Raw genomic sequence first — 18,980 nt, forward strand, 5'->3', positions numbered from 1 at the left:
TCACCTTTATGCTAAATCTATATCACGCCCAGATTGAAAGTATTTCGCTTCATCGTGTAGGCAACAAGAGCAAGAACGAGAGTGCATTTTTGTCCGCGGAGCCCTTCACACTAAATGATGAAATGGCGGGATTGCTCAAGGAGTATTTCTTTAAGCCTTTTCGGGAGAAGGAAGAAAACTATTACAAGTTTTACAATGATGTGGATTTGGAGTTCAATGAAATCTACAACGCCGTTACCGAGATTTTCGGGGACAGCTCCAAAACCCACGAGGTTTCCAAAAAAATAACTTCGCACCTTTTTGAACAATCCAACCACCCGCACATTAAAAGTGGGGAGGTGTACGTGGTGCATTTTTCCGATATGGTCATCGATAATCAAAAATTGGATGCCGTTGGGATTTTTAAAAGTGAGTTGAAGCACGATTTCCTTCAGTTCAAGGAAAAAGAACAAAACTTGGAGATTTTGATTCGGCAAGGGATCAACATCAACAAATTGGATAAGGGCTGTATCGTTTTCAATACGCAGAAAGAGGAAGGGTATAAAGTGTTGTCGGTGGATAGTAATAGATACGATGCCAAATACTGGTTGGAGAACTTTTTGGGTCTCATTCCATTGACCGATGAGAACTTCTACACCAAAAACTACCTGAAATTCTGTCAAAATTTCGCTAAGGATGTCGTTTTACCTGCTGAGGACAAACAACAAGAGGTGCTATTTATGAACCGCGCGGTGAACCATTTTGCGAAAAACGACAATTTTGAAGAAACCTCTTTTTTGAATGAGGTGATGGAAAACCCTGAATTGATTCCCGAGTTTAAGCACTACAAGGTTGAAAAAGGGCCCAAATACAGTATTGAGGACGTTTCCAATTTTGACATCGCCAATAAGGCGGTTTCCGATGCCCGAAAAAAAATCAAGAATGTCATTAACCTAGACACCAACATCCAGATAAAATTGGATTTCATCAACCCCGATTCTGCACAAAAATTTGTGGAAAAGGGCTGGGACGAGGAGCGCCAGATGTACTATTATTTGGTGTATTTCAACAAGGAACAGAAGAGTTAGAATTTCTTCTCAATAATCTGTTTCATACTCACATCCTCGTAATTTCGTTTCACAAAGTCAAGGGCAGTGGCCAACACTTGGCCCATGTTTTCGCATTTCTTGAACTCCATGTCATGGGTAAACTCCTGTAGCTCTGTTTTCAGGCGTTCCACATTTTCGGGGACCGAGATTTCATCGATTTTCACACTATTTATCAATCGCTTTATCCGGTTTCCTGAACTGATGATTCGTTTGGCCACTATGGAACGTTCCTCAATCTTATATTGATCTACCGAATATTCCTGAAGCTTGTTGGTGACCAACTCCACCATTTTTATGTTTTCCTTAAAGAACTGCGGCAAATACACCTTGAACTTGCCTTCATAACATTGCTGGTCAAAGTCTATGGCCCGGATGCGGTACACCACATGATCAAAATCGTGGACGGGAACAATAACGTAGTTATACGATCGCATATCGCCCAACAGACGTATCATGCATCGCTCATTGAACTTTACAAATTCCTTGGCCAACTGGGCTTTTTCGGATTCCGAACATTTGGGCAATATATCCTTGATGAACATATCCCCGGGAATACCGGCGATATGCTCCTCAATGAGGGTATCCTTGTACACCAAAAAGTTAAGATTGTAAGGTGAGAGCATGTGTTCCAGTTCCAATCCGTAGATACGGGAGGCATCGGTCTTTTTTACATAGAAATAGGTGTAGTTGTCATTCAGGATGTTCCGCACTTTAATGCGAAAGGGTTTGGAGTTACCAAAAGTGCAAAAATCAACCGCATCTACATTTAAATATTCCAAAATACGATTGCTCCCATCTGAATGTAAGATGGAATAGACCTGCTTGAGGCTCATGTCGATTTCCTTACGATCAGCATCCGAATAATAGACCCTAACCCATAGGGTATCCTCCCCATCGTTGTCATAAACCACAACAGACCCGGCAAAACGGAGCAAATCCTCATAGAAAATGGGAATCTCTATTTTTCGATTGTACCGGTCCAAATACGCATCCAATTTTTTTTGTACTGGATACGCCGGTTTTTTCTTGGACATCAATTTTTCCTCAGCCATTCTTTCCCTATTTTGTAACAAATTGCATAATACCTCGTCAAGTTAATATAAACAAATCAAAAAACGATTCCGTCTTGGAAACTATACTTACCGTTAACCATCTGACCAAAAAGTTTGGGTACCTCACTGCCGTTAAAGATTTGTCCTTTACCATAGAAAAGGGCAATGTGTATGGCATTTTGGGACCTAACGGCAGTGGAAAATCGACCACGTTGGGCATTATTTTGAACGTCGTTAATCGTACTTCCGGTGATTTTAGCTGGTTTGATGGCAACACCTCAACCCATGAGGCTTTGAAAAAAGTAGGAGCCATCATAGAACGTCCCAATTTTTACCCCTACATGACCGCCATTCAAAACTTGAAGTTGGTCTGTAAAATCAAGGAAGTTCCCAATACCCGTATTCAGGAAAAGTTGGAATTGGTAGGGTTGTGGGACCGCAGAAACAGTAAGTTCAAGACGTATTCCCTGGGTATGAAACAACGCTTGGCCATTGCCTCTGCCCTACTCAACGACCCAGAAATTCTGATTCTGGACGAGCCCACCAATGGATTGGACCCACAGGGTATCCATCAAATCAGGGAAATCATCAAGAAAATTGCAAATCAAGGTACTACCATTTTGTTGGCTTCGCACTTATTGGACGAAGTTGAGAAAGTATGTTCCCATGTGGTCATTCTTCGAAAGGGTGAAAAACTCTATTCCGGTCCTGTGGACAGTATGATGGCCAGTCATGGCTTTTTTGAACTTCGCGCCGCTGACATGGAACAACTTAAATCCCTTTTGGAAAAAAGCGCCCGTTTTGGAAAGATTGAGAACTTCAATGGAACGCTCACCGCTTATTTGAAGGAAGAAATGGATGCCGAAGCGTTGAACAAAATGCTATTTGAAAAAGGCATCGTCCTCTCTCATTTGGTCAAACGTAAGGAAAGTCTGGAAGAGCAATTTTTAACCCTGACCAAAAACAACTAATCAAACAACGCATGGTACGTCTACTACAAATAGAATTCATAAAACTTTGGAACAATAGGGCCAGCAAGATATTGATCATATCCTATTTTGCCCTGTTGACCTCAATTGCATTGATCGCCGCCATAAAGTTCGACATTGGTCCAGTTCAATTTCATTTGGCCGATCAAGGAATATTCAACTTTCCGTACATCTGGCATTTCAATACCTGGGTCGCCGCAATTTTTAAATTGTTCCTAGCTATTGTTATTGTCTCCATGATGTCCAATGAATACAGCAACAAGACGATTAAACAAAATTTGATCGATGGTCTCTCGAAAAAGGAATTCATTCTTTCCAAAGTACTGACAGTCATTTCATTTGCACTGATTTCAACGGTATTTGTCTTTGTGGTTTCCATGGTTTTGGGGCTAGTATACTCTGATTACAACGAGTTGTCCATTATCCTTTCTGATTTAGAGTTTTTACTGGCCTTTTTTGTAAAACTGGTCGGTTTTTTCTCCTTCTGTCTCTTTTTGGGCATTCTTGTAAAGCGATCAGCCTTTGCATTGGGCTTTTTAATCTTATGGACGATTCTAGAGCAGGTCATATTTGGATTATTGGGCTGGAAGGTCATGAGTTGGCCCGCTGCAAAAAAAGTGAAAGATTTCTTCCCATTGGAATCCATGATGAATTTGATTAAGGAACCTGGTTCCAGACTATCTGCAGTTCAAAATATCGGTGATCAGATTGGGGAGAACTTCCGGTTTGACTATCACACCTATTGGTATGAGTTTTTGATCGTTATCTTTTGGACCGCACTTTTTATCTACTTGTCCTATGCATTATTGAAAAAGCGCGATTTATAACCGAGACAACGGAAATAAAAAAAGTTTGATTTCCAACCGCTTAAATATACGATTCAACAAAATTTACCTTGAAAGATTGTATTTTTTGATACATTGTAGTCTAGAATTTTCTTTTGAGGCACACTATAATCATATTTGTTTTGGGCATATGTTGCGTGGCTTCCGCCCAAAAGCAAACTTCCAATTGGTATTTTGGGAGCAGGGCTGGATTGACCTTTAATGATGATGGCTCGGTGACCCCATTGGACGATGGCAACCTTAACACCATTGAGGGCTGCGCTTCCATTTCAGATGAAGAGGGTCAATTGCTTTTTTATACCGATGGTATTAATGTATATAACAGCACCCATTCACGAATGCCCAATGGCTTTGGCCTATATGGGGACACCTCTAGTTCACAGTCGGCATTGGTGGTGCCCATGCCAGAGAACGATGACATATTTTATATCTTCACCGTAGATACCAAAATCCGACCAGATGACCTTTACCATGGTTTTAACTATTCTGTTGTGGATATGGCCCTAAATGACGGTTTGGGGGATGTGGTCCAAAAGAATATTCGGTTATTGTCCTTTTGTAGTGAAAAAATTACCGCCGTATTGAAGGATTGCAACGACCGCTCTGCTTGGGTTGTGACCCTCTCAACAAAAAATGGTAACGAAGGAGATTATTTTGATACCTATCACGCCTTTGAGATAAACTCAAGCGGATTAATGACTAACTCGGTAAAATCCACTTTTAACAATTCTAATTTTACGGACAGGCGTGGTTACCTCAAATTTTCGCCTGATGGCACTAAAATGGCCAATGCCAATGTATTTAACGGGTTGTTCCTGTACGATTTTGACACCACCACTGGAAGCTTGTCCAATCAACAACGGTTGTATGTTCCCACAGTTCAAAGCCCCTACGCATACGGAATAGAGTTTTCCAGCAACAACCGGTTCCTCTATGCACACACCTATAATGATGATGGGGCACAATTCGAGGAAGATAATCATGCCGCTTTACTACAATACGATTTGGATGCCCCTAATATTACCAGTTCAGTGGTCGTTTTGGATGAAAGTGACATCTTTCGCGGAGCCCTTCAATTGGGTCTAAACGGAAAAATCTACAGGACTATTTCCGAAACATACCAAATAGGCTCGCCCTATTTGGGGGTTATTCATAATCCCAATCGCAAAGGTACCGCAGCCAACTATCAACACAATGCCATTCAACTCAGTGGACTGGCACGCCAAGGACTCCCTCCTTTTATACAGTCTTACTTCAACAAAATTGACCTGATTAGAAACCCAGATGGTTCAACATCCAGTGAAATGACACTCTGTGAAGCCGGTACTATTACGTTGCAGGCAGACGACATTGCCGATGCAACGTACTTTTGGCAGAAAGATGGTGTTCCTATTTCCAACAATACGGCAACGCTTGATATCACCAATGCCAGTGAGGAAGATGAAGGTGCTTACAGTGTAGAGGTCATTCCGCTGGATCCTGGTTTGTGCCCCACTATTGGAGAGGCCATGATTTATGTTAATCCCATTCCTGAAGCTGGCGACATTCAGCTAATTCAATGCGATTACCATGGGGATACCTCTGATGGACTGGCTCTGTTTAATCTAACAGAAGTTTCAACAAGTGACAGCCCAACTGCGTATTTACAATATTATTTTTATTTGAGCGGCACGGATCTTCAAAATGAAATCTCCATCCAAAACCCAACCCGTTTCCAAAATACAATGCCATTCAATCAAACTGTTCATTACAAAGTAACCGACGGACATTGTGAAAATACGGGGACTATACAACTTTTGGCATCACCAATGGATGCGGACAATGATCCCATTTCTTTTTTTGCTTGCGACGACTCTCCAAATGATGGTGAACTCAATGGCTTAGTAGATTTTGATTATCTAAGAGCAACACATTTTCCAAGTTTTGAAACCACCTTCTTCAACAGTCCAGAGGACGCCCTGGTGGAAGAGAACCAAATTGAAGAGGCAAGCTATATTTCTGATGGAGCCCCTATCTATGCAAGATTGGAGAACAGCAACGCCTGTCAAGGGATTCGTGAGATAACCATGATAATTCAAGAAAGTCCTATGGTTTCCTTGGAAAACGGTTATGTTGTGTGTACGGACAATCCGAATTTATCCATAACCGCCCCCAGTGTATTTGATGTTTACACTTGGTATTCCGTAGCGGTCAATGGAAATGAAACCTTCCATGCTTCGGGACCAATTGCCAATTTCCAAACACCAGGTGACTACATTTTGGAAGTGGGAAGAATACACGATGTCGCCAATAATTGGGTATGTTATGGCCGTACTGATTTTCAGGTAGAACCTTCCAACCTTGCAGTTGTAGAAGAGGCCATGGTCAGCGATGTTTCTGATAATAACACTGTACAAATCTCGGTCACGGGGGATGGAGTGTATGAGTACGCCTTGCAAGACCCGATGGGTCCATATCAAGATTCAAATACTTTTGAAAATGTGCCGCCAGGATTTTTAGACATCTATATCAGGGATAAAAAAGGATGTGGAACCACACACGGCAAGATAGCTGTGATAGGTTATCCCAAATTCTTTACGCCCAATGGGGACAACGTTAACGACTATTGGCAAATCCAAGGGCTCGAAGCAGAACTCGATTTGAACAGTACCGTGTCCATATTTGACAAGTACGGAAAGTTAGTTTCCAATATTAGGTTGGATAGTAGCGGATGGAATGGTATGTTCAATTCACAAAAAATGCCTGCTTCAGATTATTGGTTTAGGACCATTCTTCCGGACGGCAGGGAAATAAAAGGGCATTTCACCCTAAAACGATAATCTTTAAGCTTTGCTTTAATTTGGTGCTTGCCTTTACTATTTTTATCAAATGAAATTTCAGGTAGTATCAGAGTTCAAACCGACTGGCGACCAGCCGCAGGCCATCAAACAATTGGTGGAAGGTATAGAAGCGGGCGACCGGCATCAAACCCTTCTGGGAGTCACAGGTTCAGGAAAAACATTTACCGTGGCCAATGTGATGGAATCTGTACAACGACCCACTTTGGTATTGGCCCACAACAAAACCTTGGCTGCCCAGTTGTATTCCGAGTTCAAGCAGTTTTTTCCAAAAAATGCGGTGGAATACTTTGTGTCTTATTACGATTACTACCAACCTGAAGCCTATATTCCCTCCAGCGGATTATATATTGAAAAAGACCTTTCCATCAATGAGGATATTGAAAAATTGCGGTTGAGTGCCACCTCCTCTCTCCTTTCCGGCAGAAGGGATGTCTTGGTGGTTGCTTCAGTATCTTGCTTGTATGGTATAGGAAACCCGGTGGAGTTTCAAAAGAATGTGATTTCAATCCATAGAGATCAGGTTATCTCTCGAACAAAATTCCTGAAACAACTTGTTCAAAGTTTGTATTCCAGAACCACAGCAGATTTCAGAAATGGAAATTTTAGGGTAAAGGGAGATGTGGTGGATGTGTTTCCAGGTTATGCAGATCACGCCTTCCGTATCCACTTTTTTGGGGATGAGATTGAGGAAATAGAGGCCTTGGATCCCTTCAACAACAAAGTCATCGAAATCTATGATTCGCTGAACATTTACCCTGCCAATATGTTCGTGACCTCACCAGATGTACTTCAAAACGCCATTCATCAAATTCAGGATGATTTGGTCAAACAAATAGACTACTTTAAGGAGATAGGTCGACCCTTGGAAGCCAAAAGACTGGAAGAACGTACCAATTTTGATTTGGAGATGATTCGAGAATTGGGCTATTGCTCAGGGATTGAAAACTACTCCCGTTATCTGGATGGTCGTGAGCCAGGAACAAGACCCTTCTGTTTGCTGGATTATTTCCCAGATGATTACTTGATGATCATTGATGAAAGTCACGTAACCATCCCCCAAGTTCATGCTATGTACGGAGGTGACCGCTCGCGAAAAGAAAATTTGGTGGAATATGGTTTCCGACTGCCAGCCGCCATGGACAACCGACCGCTCAAGTTTGAAGAGTTTGAGACGCTCCAAAATCAAGTGATTTATGTAAGTGCCACTCCAGCTGATTACGAATTGGAATTGAGCCAAGGCGTTTATGTGGAGCAGGTGATTCGACCAACTGGTCTTTTGGACCCTATTATTGAAGTGCGGCCAAGTGCCAACCAAATTGATGATTTGGTGGAGGAAATCCAACAGCGAGTGGAACTGGATGAACGTACATTGGTGACCACCTTGACCAAACGTATGGCAGAGGAACTTGCAAAGTATTTGGCCCGAATCGATGTACGATGCCGTTACATTCACAGTGATGTGGATACCTTGGAGCGGGTGGAAATCATGCAAGATTTACGAAAAGGATTATTTGATGTCTTGATTGGTGTAAACCTATTGCGGGAAGGACTGGATTTGCCCGAAGTTTCGCTAGTTGCCATTTTGGATGCTGATAAAGAAGGGTTTTTACGAAGCAACCGTTCCTTGACCCAAACCGTGGGTCGTGCAGCTCGAAACTTGAACGGAAAGGCGATTATGTATGCCGATACCATCACGGAGAGTATGCAAAAGACCATTGATGAAACCAATTATCGACGGGAAAAGCAATTGGCCTACAACCAAGAAAATAATATTACACCAACTGCATTGAACAAAAGTCTGGATAGTGCCTTGGCCAAAAATTCGGTTTCTACTTACCACTTTCAAAAAGAAGAGCTTAGAGCTGCGGAACCCGATTTAGCATATATTACCGAAGACCAACGGGAAAAGTTGATTCGGGAAAAACGGAAGGCGATGGAAAAAGCAGCCAAGGAACTCAACTTTATGGAAGCTGCTAAATTACGTGATGAAATAAAATCACTCCAAGAATCATGACAGCCATAAAACGTACCTTCTTTCTGACCACCTTGTTCAATCTGTTGTTGGTCATGGGCATACATGCCCAAAAGCTAACTAAGGAACAGATTGAAACTGCTTCAAAAAAAGCATTGCCCAATGCCTTAGAAAATCTAATGGATTTTCTAAAAATTCCGAATGATGGAAATTATCCTGAACAAATTGAGGCCAATTTAGAACGCTGCATCACCATTTTTTCGGAAATCGGTTTTGAAACCCAGCGTTTGGAGACCAATGGAGCTCCCCTACTCCTTGCTGAAAAGAAGTATCCAAAGAATACAAAGACCCTACTGTTTTACATGCAGATTGATGGCCAACCTGTGGATTCCACGGAATGGCATCAACCTAGCCCTTACCTTCCCGTCGTGAAGCAACAAACCACGGATGGCGAATGGGAAATCATTTCGTATGCCCCCAACAAAATACCATTGAATATGGATTGGCGGATTTTTGCTCGATCAGCCTCAGACTCTAAAGGACCTGCCATGGCCTTTATTTCTGCATTGCGCATATTGGAAAATCTAGGCAAAACCCCAGAACACAACCTTAAAGTCATTATGGATTTTCAGGAGGAATTGGGTTCTCCGGACCTTCCCGAAGTAGTTGAAAAATTTCGAGACCTTCTTTCCGCCGATGGTATCCTAATTATGGACGGAACACGTCATCTCTCCAACTGGCCCACACTGACCTACGGGGCCCGCGGTATTGCAACAGCAACTCTGACTGTTTTTGGTGCAAAAACCCCCCTACACAGTGGGCAATATGGAAATTTCGCCCCCAATCCGGTTTTTGAGGCCTCCCGATTGCTGGGTTCCCTTAAAAATGAACATGGTCTTGTGCAGATTCCAGGATTTTATGAGGGTATCAACCTTACTGAAAGCGAAAAGGAAAAACTCAATCAAGTTCCAGAAGACCTAGACGATATAAAAATGGAACTTGGTATTTTTCAACCCGACAAAGTCGGAGAGACTTACCAAGAAGCTTTGCAATACCCCACTTTGAATGTTAGAGGCCTAAAAGCTGCGTGGGTGAAGAAAGAAGTTCGGACCATAATTCCATCAGAAGTTGTTGCGGAGATTGATATGCGACTGGTTCCTGAATCTGATGGAAAACGGTTAATGGAATCGTTAAAACAATACATCGTGGATTACGGATTTCACTTGGTGGATTCCATTCCCACGGATGAGGAGCGTGCAACATATCCTAAATTGGCATCGTTCACCTACAAACTGGGGTCCAAACCTTTCCGTACCGACTTTGATTCTTCCATGGGCAGCATGTTGAACCGTGCCATGACCCGTCTCTTTAATGATAAATTTGTGAACATGCGAACTACTGGTGGGTCCCAGCCCATTGCTCCTTTTATCAATACGCTTGGGGTCCCTGGAGTCGCCTTGCGCATTCCCAATCCCGATAACAGTATTCATTCGCCAAATGAAAATCTACGGATTGGTAATTATTTGGAAGGTATTATGTCCTGTTTGGCAGTATTGACAGAACCTATGGACTAAACAAAACGAAAGCGCGCTCCTGCATTACTGCGGGAGCGCGCAATCAAACTAACCAACTAATCAACCATCATGAAACACCTAAGTTGGTGTCTTCTTTATTTCGTGTTATCCGATTGAGATCAATCGTTTTGGTTTTGGCAATGCTTCTTGCTTTTTGGGCAAGGTCAATTTCAATATTCCATCTTCGTACTTCGCATCGATTTTAGAACCGTCTACGGTGTCCGGCAATGTAAAGGCCCTTTTGAAGGAAGAATACGAAAATTCCTTTCTGGTATAGTTTTCCTTTGTTTCTTCGTTTTCTGATTTCATCTCGCTGGAAATGGTCAAAACATCATTGTCCACTTCAACGGAAAAATCATCTTTCTTTACACCAGGAACAGCTAATTCCAATTCAAAATTCTTTTCATTATCCTTAATATTTACGGCGGGAACAGAAGTATTCCACTTTTCTGATCCACCAAACCAATCGGGTCCCATAAAATCGTTCATCAAGGACGGAAAAAACATGTTGTTTCTTTTTACTAAACTCATGGCTTTTATTTTTTATATGGTTAAACTTCTAAATCACCATGGTATGGGCAAATCATATACCAATACAAAAATCATGTCGATATGACATGTTTTTAACAAAATATTATGTCAAAATGACATTAATTGTAATGTGCCTTGAAGATGTTAATCAGCACATTTGGCGGAATGACGTTATCGGGATAGTTGTGCATGACCTGCAAGACCTGACTTATCGCGGCGGGTGGGAGCCCCATTCTAAGGCCAATATTATACAAGGTATCCACTTCTTTTTTATGTTGATGCTGGTCCACATTCATCAACAATAACAATCTATGAAACTGAACGATGCGTTCGGCTTGGGATTTTAAAATTACTTTGGGGGACTTTTCCTTTAAAAGGCCCTCAAAAGTTGCTCTATCTATACCTAAATTTGAGGCTACCTTGAGTAAAAAACCATATTCCGAATCCTTTAGGGAATGGTCTACCCTTGCAAAAGCAATCATTTCGGAAAGGATACTCAATTTTTCCTCGTAGGTGCCCATAGGTTTGGTTTTGGTGCAACTTTAGTATAGATAACTCCAAAACATCCCATTTTAGTACATTAAGGAACCCTGATTTTTTGTGTGGCCCATCCAAATAAGGTCTTTACGCATAAGTATTGGAATAAAAAAAGGCAACGTTACAGTAACGTTGCCTTTTTATGAGGCAAGGGAATTGATTATCAACTCAAAACCTCTTTTACTTTATCTGCAGCTTCTTGGAACTGTACTGCGGAGTGTACTGCCAATCCAGAGTTATCGATAATCTCTTTGGCCAATTCGGCATTGGTACCTTGAAGTCGGACAATAATTGGTACTTTAATGGCATCACCCATATTCTTATAGGCATCCACAACACCCTGCGCCACACGATCGCAACGCACAATACCTCCGAATATATTAATCAATATCGCTTTCACATTTGGATCTTTTAAAATAATGCGGAACGCTTCTTCAACCCTTTTGGCATCTGCGGTACCTCCTACATCCAAGAAGTTTGCAGGTTCGCCTCCAGCCATCTTGATCAAATCCATGGTGGCCATGGCCAATCCGGCTCCGTTTACCATGCAACCTACGTTTCCGTCCAAATCCACATAGTTCAATCCCACCTCACGGGCTTCAACCTCAATGGGGTTTTCCTCGCGAAGGTCCCGCATTTCGGCATAGGTCTTTCTGCGGTAAAGGGCATTATCGTCAATGGAAACCTTGGCATCCACAGCCATGATTTTATCGTCTGATGTCTTCAATACTGGATTAATTTCAAAAAGACTGGCATCACTTTGTTCATAAGCTTTGTACAAGGCTGAAACAAACTTCACCATCTCCTTAAATGCGGTGCCAGACAGTCCTAAATTAAAAGCGATTCGTCTCGCTTGGAACGGTAAGAGTCCAGTCGCAGGGTCAATTTCTTCGGTAAAAATCAAATGTGGGGTCTTTTCGGCAACTTCCTCAATGTCCATCCCTCCTTCAGTGGAGTACATCACCATATTTCTTCCAGTGCCCCTGTTCAACAACACGGACATATAAAATTCATTGGTTTCGCTATCTCCAGGATAGTAGACATCTTCGGCCACCAACACTTGATGTACTTTTTTTCCTTCAGCAGATGTTTGCGGCGTAATCAGGTTCATTCCTATGATGTTCCCTGCCAACTCTTCCACTTCTTTCAAGTTTTTGGCCAACTTAACACCTCCACCTTTACCACGGCCTCCGGCATGCACCTGAGCTTTTATAACATGCCAACCGGTTCCGGTTTCCTGCGTCAATTGTTTAGCGGCATCTACCGCTTCCTTTGCGTTTCGGGCCACGATTCCTCGTTGGATCCTAACCCCAAAGCTGGCCAAAATTTCTTTTCCTTGATATTCGTGAAGATTCATCTGTGAATTAACTTTTGTTTGCCGACAAAAATAGAAAACCCCATCGACAAATAGAAGGTGAAAAAGGAATAATTGCTCCCAACACACCCACCTTATGCAACGAGGGCTTATTTCGCAACAAATCTTCTGCTATATTTTAAAATCCTCAAAGTCCAGAGGGTCAAAATTTTTGAAGTGACCGTTCATTTCAATGACAGCCTTGGTACGGTTCACCTGGCTTAGCAACGATGTTGTGGAATCTAAATGTTCCTTGATGTACAATAACCGGTCTTTCTCCTTGGGAATCTGGAGCAACTCGTATTCCTGCTCAAAGGAAAGTCCCATTTTGTGGGCCAAGGCGTAGCTGTTGAACTGTTTTGGTGAAGTTTTGGTAAAGGGCACATCCATAAGGTCGTATAATACCTCAACTTTCTGTAACACTTCTTCCCGAAGGTCTTCGTCTGCATCGTTTTCAACATCCATAAACTCCACTTCTCCACCAGAATACAATTTACCGTTCATCTGTTGTTCAAAGGAAAGCACTTTAAAGACTTGTCTCCCCACGCATACGACATCCATTTCACCGTTCTTGTATGTATTGACCACTTCAACCAACTGCACTTCAGTTCCATAGGTCATGGTATTGTTGATAAAAACTGGAATCCCGAAGGTAATGGCCTCCCTTCTACAGTCATTGATCAACTGTTTATAGCGCTCCTCAAAAATATGAAGAGGGACCGTTTCTCCCGGATAAAAAACCGACTGCAAGGGAAATAGAGGTAATTTCATTGTTGAAGTTTCCCTAAATGTACAATCCCAAATGCAAAGGAGCAAGTACCATTATTTTGGATTGTTGGTTTTAAAACAATTTGTTACAAATAAATGATTTTGTTTTTTATTCTTGTAGAACCCACGTACTTCCAGTAGATTTGCGCGAAAGACTAAACGCAATGAACTCCAAAGACCTGATAAAATTAACGGAGCAGTTTGGTGCTCCGCTCTACGTATATGATGCCGACAAAATCGCTTCGCAATACCAAAGATTGACGAAAGCTTTTGAAGGTGTACCCCAACTACGCTTGAATTATGCCGCCAAAGCACTGTCAAACATAAGCATTCTTAGGCTGATGAACCATTTGGGCAGCGGTCTGGACACGGTTTCCATTCAAGAAGTAAAACTGGGGCTCATGGCCGGATTTAAACCGGAGTCCATCATTTACACGCCCAATGGAGTTTCTTTGGAAGAGATAGAGGAAGCTGCAGCTCTTGGCGTTCAGGTTAATATTGACAACCTCTCCATTTTGGAACAGTTTGGCAGCAAGCATCCTGATATTCCTGTTTGCATTCGCATTAATCCGCATGTAATGGCTGGAGGGAATTCCAAAATTTCTGTGGGGCATATTGACTCTAAATTTGGAATCAGCATCCATCAAATTCCACATTTGTTGCGTATTGTGGAATTGACCAACATGAACATCAATGGCATCCACATGCACACTGGAAGCGATATTCTGGACATTGATGTGTTCCTGTACGCTTCTGAAATATTGTTTGAAACCGCCAAAAACTTCAAGGATTTGGAATTCATTGATTTTGGAAGTGGCTTCAAGGTTCCCTATAAAGCTGGCGATATTCAGACCAACATTGAAGAACTGGGCAAAAAATTGACCACCCGTTTCAACCAATTCTGTGAGGAATATGGCAAAAGCCTGACCTTGGCATTTGAACCCGGTAAGTTTTTGGTGAGTGAAGCAGGGTACTTTTTGGCCAAGGTAAATGTGGTTAAACAAACCACCTCCACGGTGTTTGCCAGCATAGATTCCGGATTCAACCATTTGATTCGCCCTATGCTCTACGGTTCCAACCATGAGATCATCAATATCTCCAATCCTAAAGGAAGGGAGCGGTACTACTCGGTAGTAGGGTATATCTGTGAAACCGATACGTTTGGTAGTAACCGTAGGATCAATGAAATTTCGGAAGGTGATATTCTTTGTTTCCGAAATGCGGGTGCTTACTGCTTCACCATGGCCAGCAATTACAACTCCAGATTCCGACCAGCAGAGGTACTTTGGTACAATGGTAAGGCCCATTTGATTCGCGAGCGGGAAACTTTTGATGATATCTTGAGGAATCAAGTTGATGTAAAAGAACTGTTTGAGGTGCCCCAAAAAGAGGCGGTAAAATAGGATGGAAATCATTTCCCTATTACTTTCCATTGTTTTTATTTTTTTGGCCGGACTTCATTTCTATTGGGCCATTTTTGGGATTAAGGAACCAGAAGCGGTACTACCTACGAAAACGGACAGTGGTAAAGTGAAATCCCCAGGAAAACTAATGGCGGTTTTGGTAGGTATCATACTGCTGTTTTTTGCGTTTATCTTTATCAACAAAATTCTTTTTTATGTGGACAGGCCTTGGCTAAGCTATGTCCCTCTGGCCATCGGAATCATTTTTATTTTGCGGGCTTTTGGGGATTTTAAATACATTGGTTTTTTCAAAACTGCCAAGAACAGTAAATTTTCGGCTCTGGACACGCGTTATTATTCGCCGCTATGTCTACTTTTAGGAGCAGTCATCTTTATTTTGGAGTTTTTGGGATAGATACTTTTCTGGCACAATTTTCGTTATTTTTGTATGGATAGGACGACCAATGTCCTAAAAACAGGAACTATGCGCGCAATTTTTACCCAAATCAGTTTATTTTTTCTACTTCTCGTAGGATTTCAATCCCAGGCCCAAGATATTACTTGGATTTCTTGGGAAGAAGCCGTGGAACTTTCCCAAACCGATGCTCAACCCAAGAAAATGTTCATTGATGTATACACGGATTGGTGTGGCTGGTGCAAAAAAATGGATAAGGATACGTTTCAACATCCTGATGTTTCCAAATACATGCAGGACAATTTCTATATGGTGAAGTTGGATGCCGAAGGCAAAGACCCTATAGAATACCAAGGAAAGACCTTCAAGTTTGTACCTTCTGGAAGAAGGGGCTATCATGAACTGGCCGCTGCCCTTTTGCAGGGTAAAATGAGCTACCCTACTGTGGTCTTCTTGGATGAACAATTGAATATGCTCTCTCCTGTTCCCGGGTATCAAAAAGTGGAACCATTTCTACAAATTGCCCGTTATTTTGGAGACAATATCTACAAGGATAAGGACTGGCAGACGTATGCTGGAAAATAATTTCCCCTTTACTTACCTACTATAATTTGGGCTTTCTTTGGTGATGGTCACATCGTGCGGATGACTTTCATGGATACCGCTGGAGGTAATCTTCACAAAACGACCGTTTTCCTTTAAGGCCTCAATATCTTTGGCGCCACAATAACCCATTCCGGCACGGAGTCCACCAATAAACTGGTGCATACTTTCGTAAAGGTCACCTTTGTAAGGCACACGCCCCACAATCCCTTCAGGTACTAATTTTTTGATATCATCCTCCACATCTTGGAAATAACGGTCCTTGCTTCCCTGCTTCATGGCTTCCACTGAACCCATTCCACGATAGGATTTGAACTTTCGCCCTTCATAAATGATGGTCTCTCCGGGAGATTCCTTGGTACCGGCCAACAATGAACCCAGCATAACGGTATCGGCTCCGGCTGCTAGCGCTTTGGGGATATCCCCGGTATATCGTATTCCGCCATCGGCAATCACGGGAACTCCTGAACCTTTTATGGCTGCGGCCACTTCCAACACTGCGGAGAACTGTGGGAAACCCACTCCCGCAACCACACGGGTGGTACAAATGGAGCCTGGTCCAATTCCCACCTTGACGGCATCTGCACCGGCCTCCACTAAATACTTGGCAGCTTCGGCGGTAGCAATGTTACCGACAACCACTTCCAACTCAGGATAATTCTTTTTGACTTCCTTTAAAATACTGATCACACCTTTGGTGTGCCCATGCGCCGTGTCAATGATAACGGCATCCACACCAGCGGCTACCAAAGCTCCTGCCCTATCCACTGCATCCGCCGTTACGCCCACTGCGGCAGCAACCCGCAAACGTCCATATTGGTCTTTGTTGGCTATGGGCTTTTGGGTCAATTTGGTGATGTCCCTAAAGGTAATTAGTCCGATCAACTCATCTTTGTCATTAACCACGGGAAGCTTTTCAATCTTATTTTTTTGAAGGATCACTTCAGCTTGTTGTAATGAGGTGCCTTCAGCAACGGTGACCAAATTTTCTGAGGTCATCACCTCTGCAATAGGTCGGCTATCATTTTTCTCAAAGCGAAGGTCACGATTGGTGACAATGCCCAACAACTTCTTGTTTTTGTCAATAATGGGAATCCCACCAATACTATGCTCACGCATGTTGGCCTTGGCATCGCCCACCACAGATTCCAATGGAAGGGTCACAGGGTCCATGATCATACCGCTTTCCGCTCGCTTTACCTTACGTACTTTCATGGCCTGTTGCTCAATGGTCATGTTCTTGTGCAGTACACCAATACCCCCTTCACGCGCCATGGCTATGGCCATACGCGATTCGGTTACCGTGTCCATGGCCGCTGAAACGATGGGCACATTAATGGTAATGTTCCGTGTAAATTTGGACTGAATGTTGACTTCTCTTGGGAGTACTTCGGAATACGCTGGCACAAGTAGGACATCATCGTAAGTAAGTCCTTCGCCAACAATTTTATTTAGGTGGGCTTCCATTGCAATTACGGATTAATTGCGTGCAAATATACCACTATTTTAATTGATTTCTATTCCTTCCTTTGTTTCGATTGAAACACAATCAATTTATTTTTATTTAGACTTATTATAAATAATTAATATATTTGTTCCAAATTCTGATTTAATGTGCAGTTCCTTACATATTTTGAGTCAATCCAAGAACGGTTTATTGACCTTTTGTGACAAAACCAAACTCTTTCAACTGATCTTCAACAATCTTTGTTTTGAATTGTATGAGTGGGAGTTGGAAGCTTTTAAAGAATACGTGGGTGAAATTGATATCCCCTATTGGGAAAATCAACTGAAACATTGGACACAACAACGGAAAATTCCAATTTCAGTTGGGAAAAAGCACTTTATTATCTTGGTGAACAAGGAAGAAGTCCATGAAATACTGCAGTTATTATCCTTCAAAAAACCACATATTAAATTTTTGGAATATCAGGATATCGATTACCGATTTATAGAAAATTAAAGCTATTATTTTCTGATCGGTTTCAGACACTGCCATACTACCAAAGCGGCAGAGCCTGTAAATGTGAGCGTCATTAAAACCCCGGAAAAGATGACGATATACTTGAACCATGAAATGCCCTTCCACATCAGGTAAATTCCTCCAAAAGTCAAAATAACGGACAGAAAAGGTTCTATCGACAAGAAAAGCTTCCATTTTTTGGAGCAGTGGGTCATCCAGACCAATCCACCCAACAAAAAGAAAATTAGGGACATGGAAAGTATGTGGGTGTGCACAATGGTAAGCATTTCCCGGTCACCCTTTTTGAACTTCATCACTTCCGCTTCCTCATCCTCTTCATTCCCCAAATAATTCTCCTCTATTCCTGCCGGGGTGGTGGATTCGGTTTCTTTAATGAACAGCAGTCCAGTAAAAAATCCAACTGAAAGAATAATCACAAACGTTGCGATAAAAAGTCGGATTTCGCTAGGAAAACGGGGTAGCAGTCCATTATACTCCATTACAGTTTTCCGTTTTGCTGAAGTACCCCGATAGTCTGAAAAAGGTTATCCATAGCCTTGGTCATTGAGTTTACTGAAATGGTGGCTCCGGAAATGACGTCGATATTGGTGTCGCTGTCAACACGATCTCCTCCAGTTTTTCCTAAAAATTGCTTTAACCAGCGCTTGCTGCCAATCTCACCGCCATATTCTTCGCGGTAAATCAATACTTTAGTATGGATGACCTCTACATTCTCATTGAACAACACCAAATAATCAAATACGGCTGTCTTGCTGGGTGCCTGATCCGCAAACGCATAGCCCAAAACGGATTGACCAGCCTGAATGCGGAATAAATTTTCCCCAGAAACCTTAGCCGGGAGCTCGGCATTCAATTCTTTTGAAACTGTAATGGGCTCTAAGGTAAAATCCGATACTTCAAAGGTTTTTTCAACCTCTTTCAAGACCCTTTTGTTTACCTCTTTCGGAAGTGAAAACGCAAACAGCACAAACAAGCCAAGTACCAGAGATATTGATTTTCCCAGTTTCATACGCCAAATATATTAA

At 42.2% G+C, this 18,980-nt stretch carries 18 protein-coding genes; 10 read left to right on the forward strand and 8 right to left on the reverse strand.

Annotation, left to right across the window (positions count from 1 at the left end):
- The first annotated feature begins 8 nt into the window (after positions 1-8).
- On the forward strand, positions 9-1,067 hold the full coding sequence (locus FG28_RS01140; RefSeq protein ID WP_036379221.1) for a nucleoid-associated protein: 1,059 nt from the start codon (positions 9-11) through the stop codon (positions 1,065-1,067).
- Here the strand turns inward: FG28_RS01140 and FG28_RS01145 are convergent.
- The gene (locus FG28_RS01145; RefSeq protein WP_036379223.1) at positions 1,064-2,140 is read right to left on the reverse strand and encodes a hypothetical protein; all 1,077 of its coding nucleotides are present in this window, start codon (positions 2,138-2,140) and stop codon (positions 1,064-1,066) included. The genes FG28_RS01140 and FG28_RS01145 overlap by 4 nt on opposite strands.
- 74 nt (positions 2,141-2,214) lie before the next feature.
- On the opposite strand from FG28_RS01145, the gene FG28_RS01150 reads away from it, so the two are divergent.
- The 5 genes from FG28_RS01150 (at position 2,215) to FG28_RS01170 (ending at position 10,360) form a co-directional block, all read left to right on the forward strand.
- On the forward strand, positions 2,215-3,111 hold the full coding sequence (locus FG28_RS01150; protein ID WP_036379225.1) for an ABC transporter ATP-binding protein: 897 nt from the start codon (positions 2,215-2,217) through the stop codon (positions 3,109-3,111).
- An 11-nt stretch (positions 3,112-3,122) separates the two neighbouring features.
- Positions 3,123-3,956, forward strand: a complete 834-nt coding sequence (locus FG28_RS01155; protein WP_036379227.1) for an ABC transporter permease — start codon at positions 3,123-3,125, stop codon at positions 3,954-3,956.
- Positions 3,957-4,096: 140 nt separating this feature from the next.
- The gene (locus FG28_RS01160) at positions 4,097-6,793 is read left to right on the forward strand and encodes a T9SS type B sorting domain-containing protein (RefSeq protein ID WP_231562582.1); all 2,697 of its coding nucleotides are present in this window, start codon (positions 4,097-4,099) and stop codon (positions 6,791-6,793) included.
- Positions 6,794-6,842: 49 nt separating this feature from the next.
- Positions 6,843-8,828, forward strand: a complete 1,986-nt coding sequence (gene uvrB, locus FG28_RS01165; protein ID WP_036379229.1) for an excinuclease ABC subunit UvrB — start codon at positions 6,843-6,845, stop codon at positions 8,826-8,828.
- The gene (locus FG28_RS01170; RefSeq protein ID WP_051947134.1) at positions 8,825-10,360 is read left to right on the forward strand and encodes a M20/M25/M40 family metallo-hydrolase; all 1,536 of its coding nucleotides are present in this window, start codon (positions 8,825-8,827) and stop codon (positions 10,358-10,360) included. The genes uvrB and FG28_RS01170 overlap by 4 nt, the downstream gene beginning before the upstream one ends.
- 105 nt (positions 10,361-10,465) lie before the next feature.
- Here FG28_RS01170 and FG28_RS01175 read toward each other — a convergent pair whose 3' ends face one another.
- The 4 genes from FG28_RS01175 to FG28_RS01190 all read right to left on the reverse strand — a co-directional run bounded on the left by FG28_RS01175 (position 10,466) and on the right by FG28_RS01190 (position 13,553).
- Entirely contained in the window at positions 10,466-10,891 is a 426-nt protein-coding gene (locus FG28_RS01175; protein WP_036379231.1) for an Hsp20/alpha crystallin family protein, read from the reverse strand.
- A gap of 119 nt (positions 10,892-11,010) precedes the next feature.
- Positions 11,011-11,412 (reverse strand): hypothetical protein, encoded by a 402-nt coding sequence (locus tag FG28_RS01180; RefSeq protein WP_036379233.1) that lies wholly within the window; start codon positions 11,410-11,412, stop codon positions 11,011-11,013.
- Positions 11,413-11,591: 179 nt separating this feature from the next.
- Positions 11,592-12,785: an ADP-forming succinate--CoA ligase subunit beta gene (gene sucC, locus FG28_RS01185; RefSeq protein WP_036379236.1), complete on the reverse strand. Its 1,194-nt coding sequence runs from the start codon at positions 12,783-12,785 to the stop codon at positions 11,592-11,594.
- Positions 12,786-12,914: 129 nt separating this feature from the next.
- Positions 12,915-13,553, reverse strand: coding sequence for an LON peptidase substrate-binding domain-containing protein (locus FG28_RS01190; RefSeq protein WP_036379238.1), 639 nt, complete (start codon positions 13,551-13,553; stop codon positions 12,915-12,917).
- A 161-nt stretch (positions 13,554-13,714) separates the two neighbouring features.
- Here FG28_RS01190 and lysA point away from each other — a divergent pair, with 161 nt between their 5' ends.
- From lysA to FG28_RS01205, 3 genes are all read left to right on the forward strand, one after another.
- Entirely contained in the window at positions 13,715-14,953 is a 1,239-nt protein-coding gene (gene lysA, locus FG28_RS01195; protein ID WP_036379239.1) for a diaminopimelate decarboxylase, read from the forward strand.
- Position 14,954: 1 nt separating this feature from the next.
- A complete protein-coding gene (locus tag FG28_RS01200; protein WP_036379240.1) occupies positions 14,955-15,368 on the forward strand; it encodes a DUF3995 domain-containing protein in 414 nt (137 codons plus the stop codon).
- 69 nt (positions 15,369-15,437) lie between these two features.
- A complete protein-coding gene (locus FG28_RS01205; RefSeq protein ID WP_036385969.1) occupies positions 15,438-15,953 on the forward strand; it encodes a thioredoxin family protein in 516 nt (171 codons plus the stop codon).
- Between the two features lie 12 nt (positions 15,954-15,965).
- Here FG28_RS01205 and guaB read toward each other — a convergent pair whose 3' ends face one another.
- Positions 15,966-17,438, reverse strand: a complete 1,473-nt coding sequence (gene guaB, locus FG28_RS01210) for an IMP dehydrogenase (protein WP_036379243.1) — start codon at positions 17,436-17,438, stop codon at positions 15,966-15,968.
- Positions 17,439-17,583: 145 nt separating this feature from the next.
- On the opposite strand from guaB, the gene FG28_RS01215 reads away from it, so the two are divergent.
- Entirely contained in the window at positions 17,584-17,934 is a 351-nt protein-coding gene (locus tag FG28_RS01215) for a DUF6686 family protein (protein ID WP_036379246.1), read from the forward strand.
- A gap of 5 nt (positions 17,935-17,939) precedes the next feature.
- Here the strand turns inward: FG28_RS01215 and FG28_RS01220 are convergent, their stop codons facing one another.
- Entirely contained in the window at positions 17,940-18,434 is a 495-nt protein-coding gene (locus tag FG28_RS01220) for a hypothetical protein (RefSeq protein WP_036379247.1), read from the reverse strand.
- A complete protein-coding gene (locus tag FG28_RS01225; RefSeq protein ID WP_036379248.1) occupies positions 18,434-18,964 on the reverse strand; it encodes an FMN-binding protein in 531 nt (176 codons plus the stop codon). The genes FG28_RS01220 and FG28_RS01225 overlap by 1 nt, the downstream gene beginning before the upstream one ends.
- Positions 18,965-18,980: the final 16 nt, after the last annotated feature.

The organism is Muricauda sp. MAR_2010_75 (assembly GCF_000745185.1).
Lineage (GTDB): Bacteria > Bacteroidota > Bacteroidia > Flavobacteriales > Flavobacteriaceae > Flagellimonas.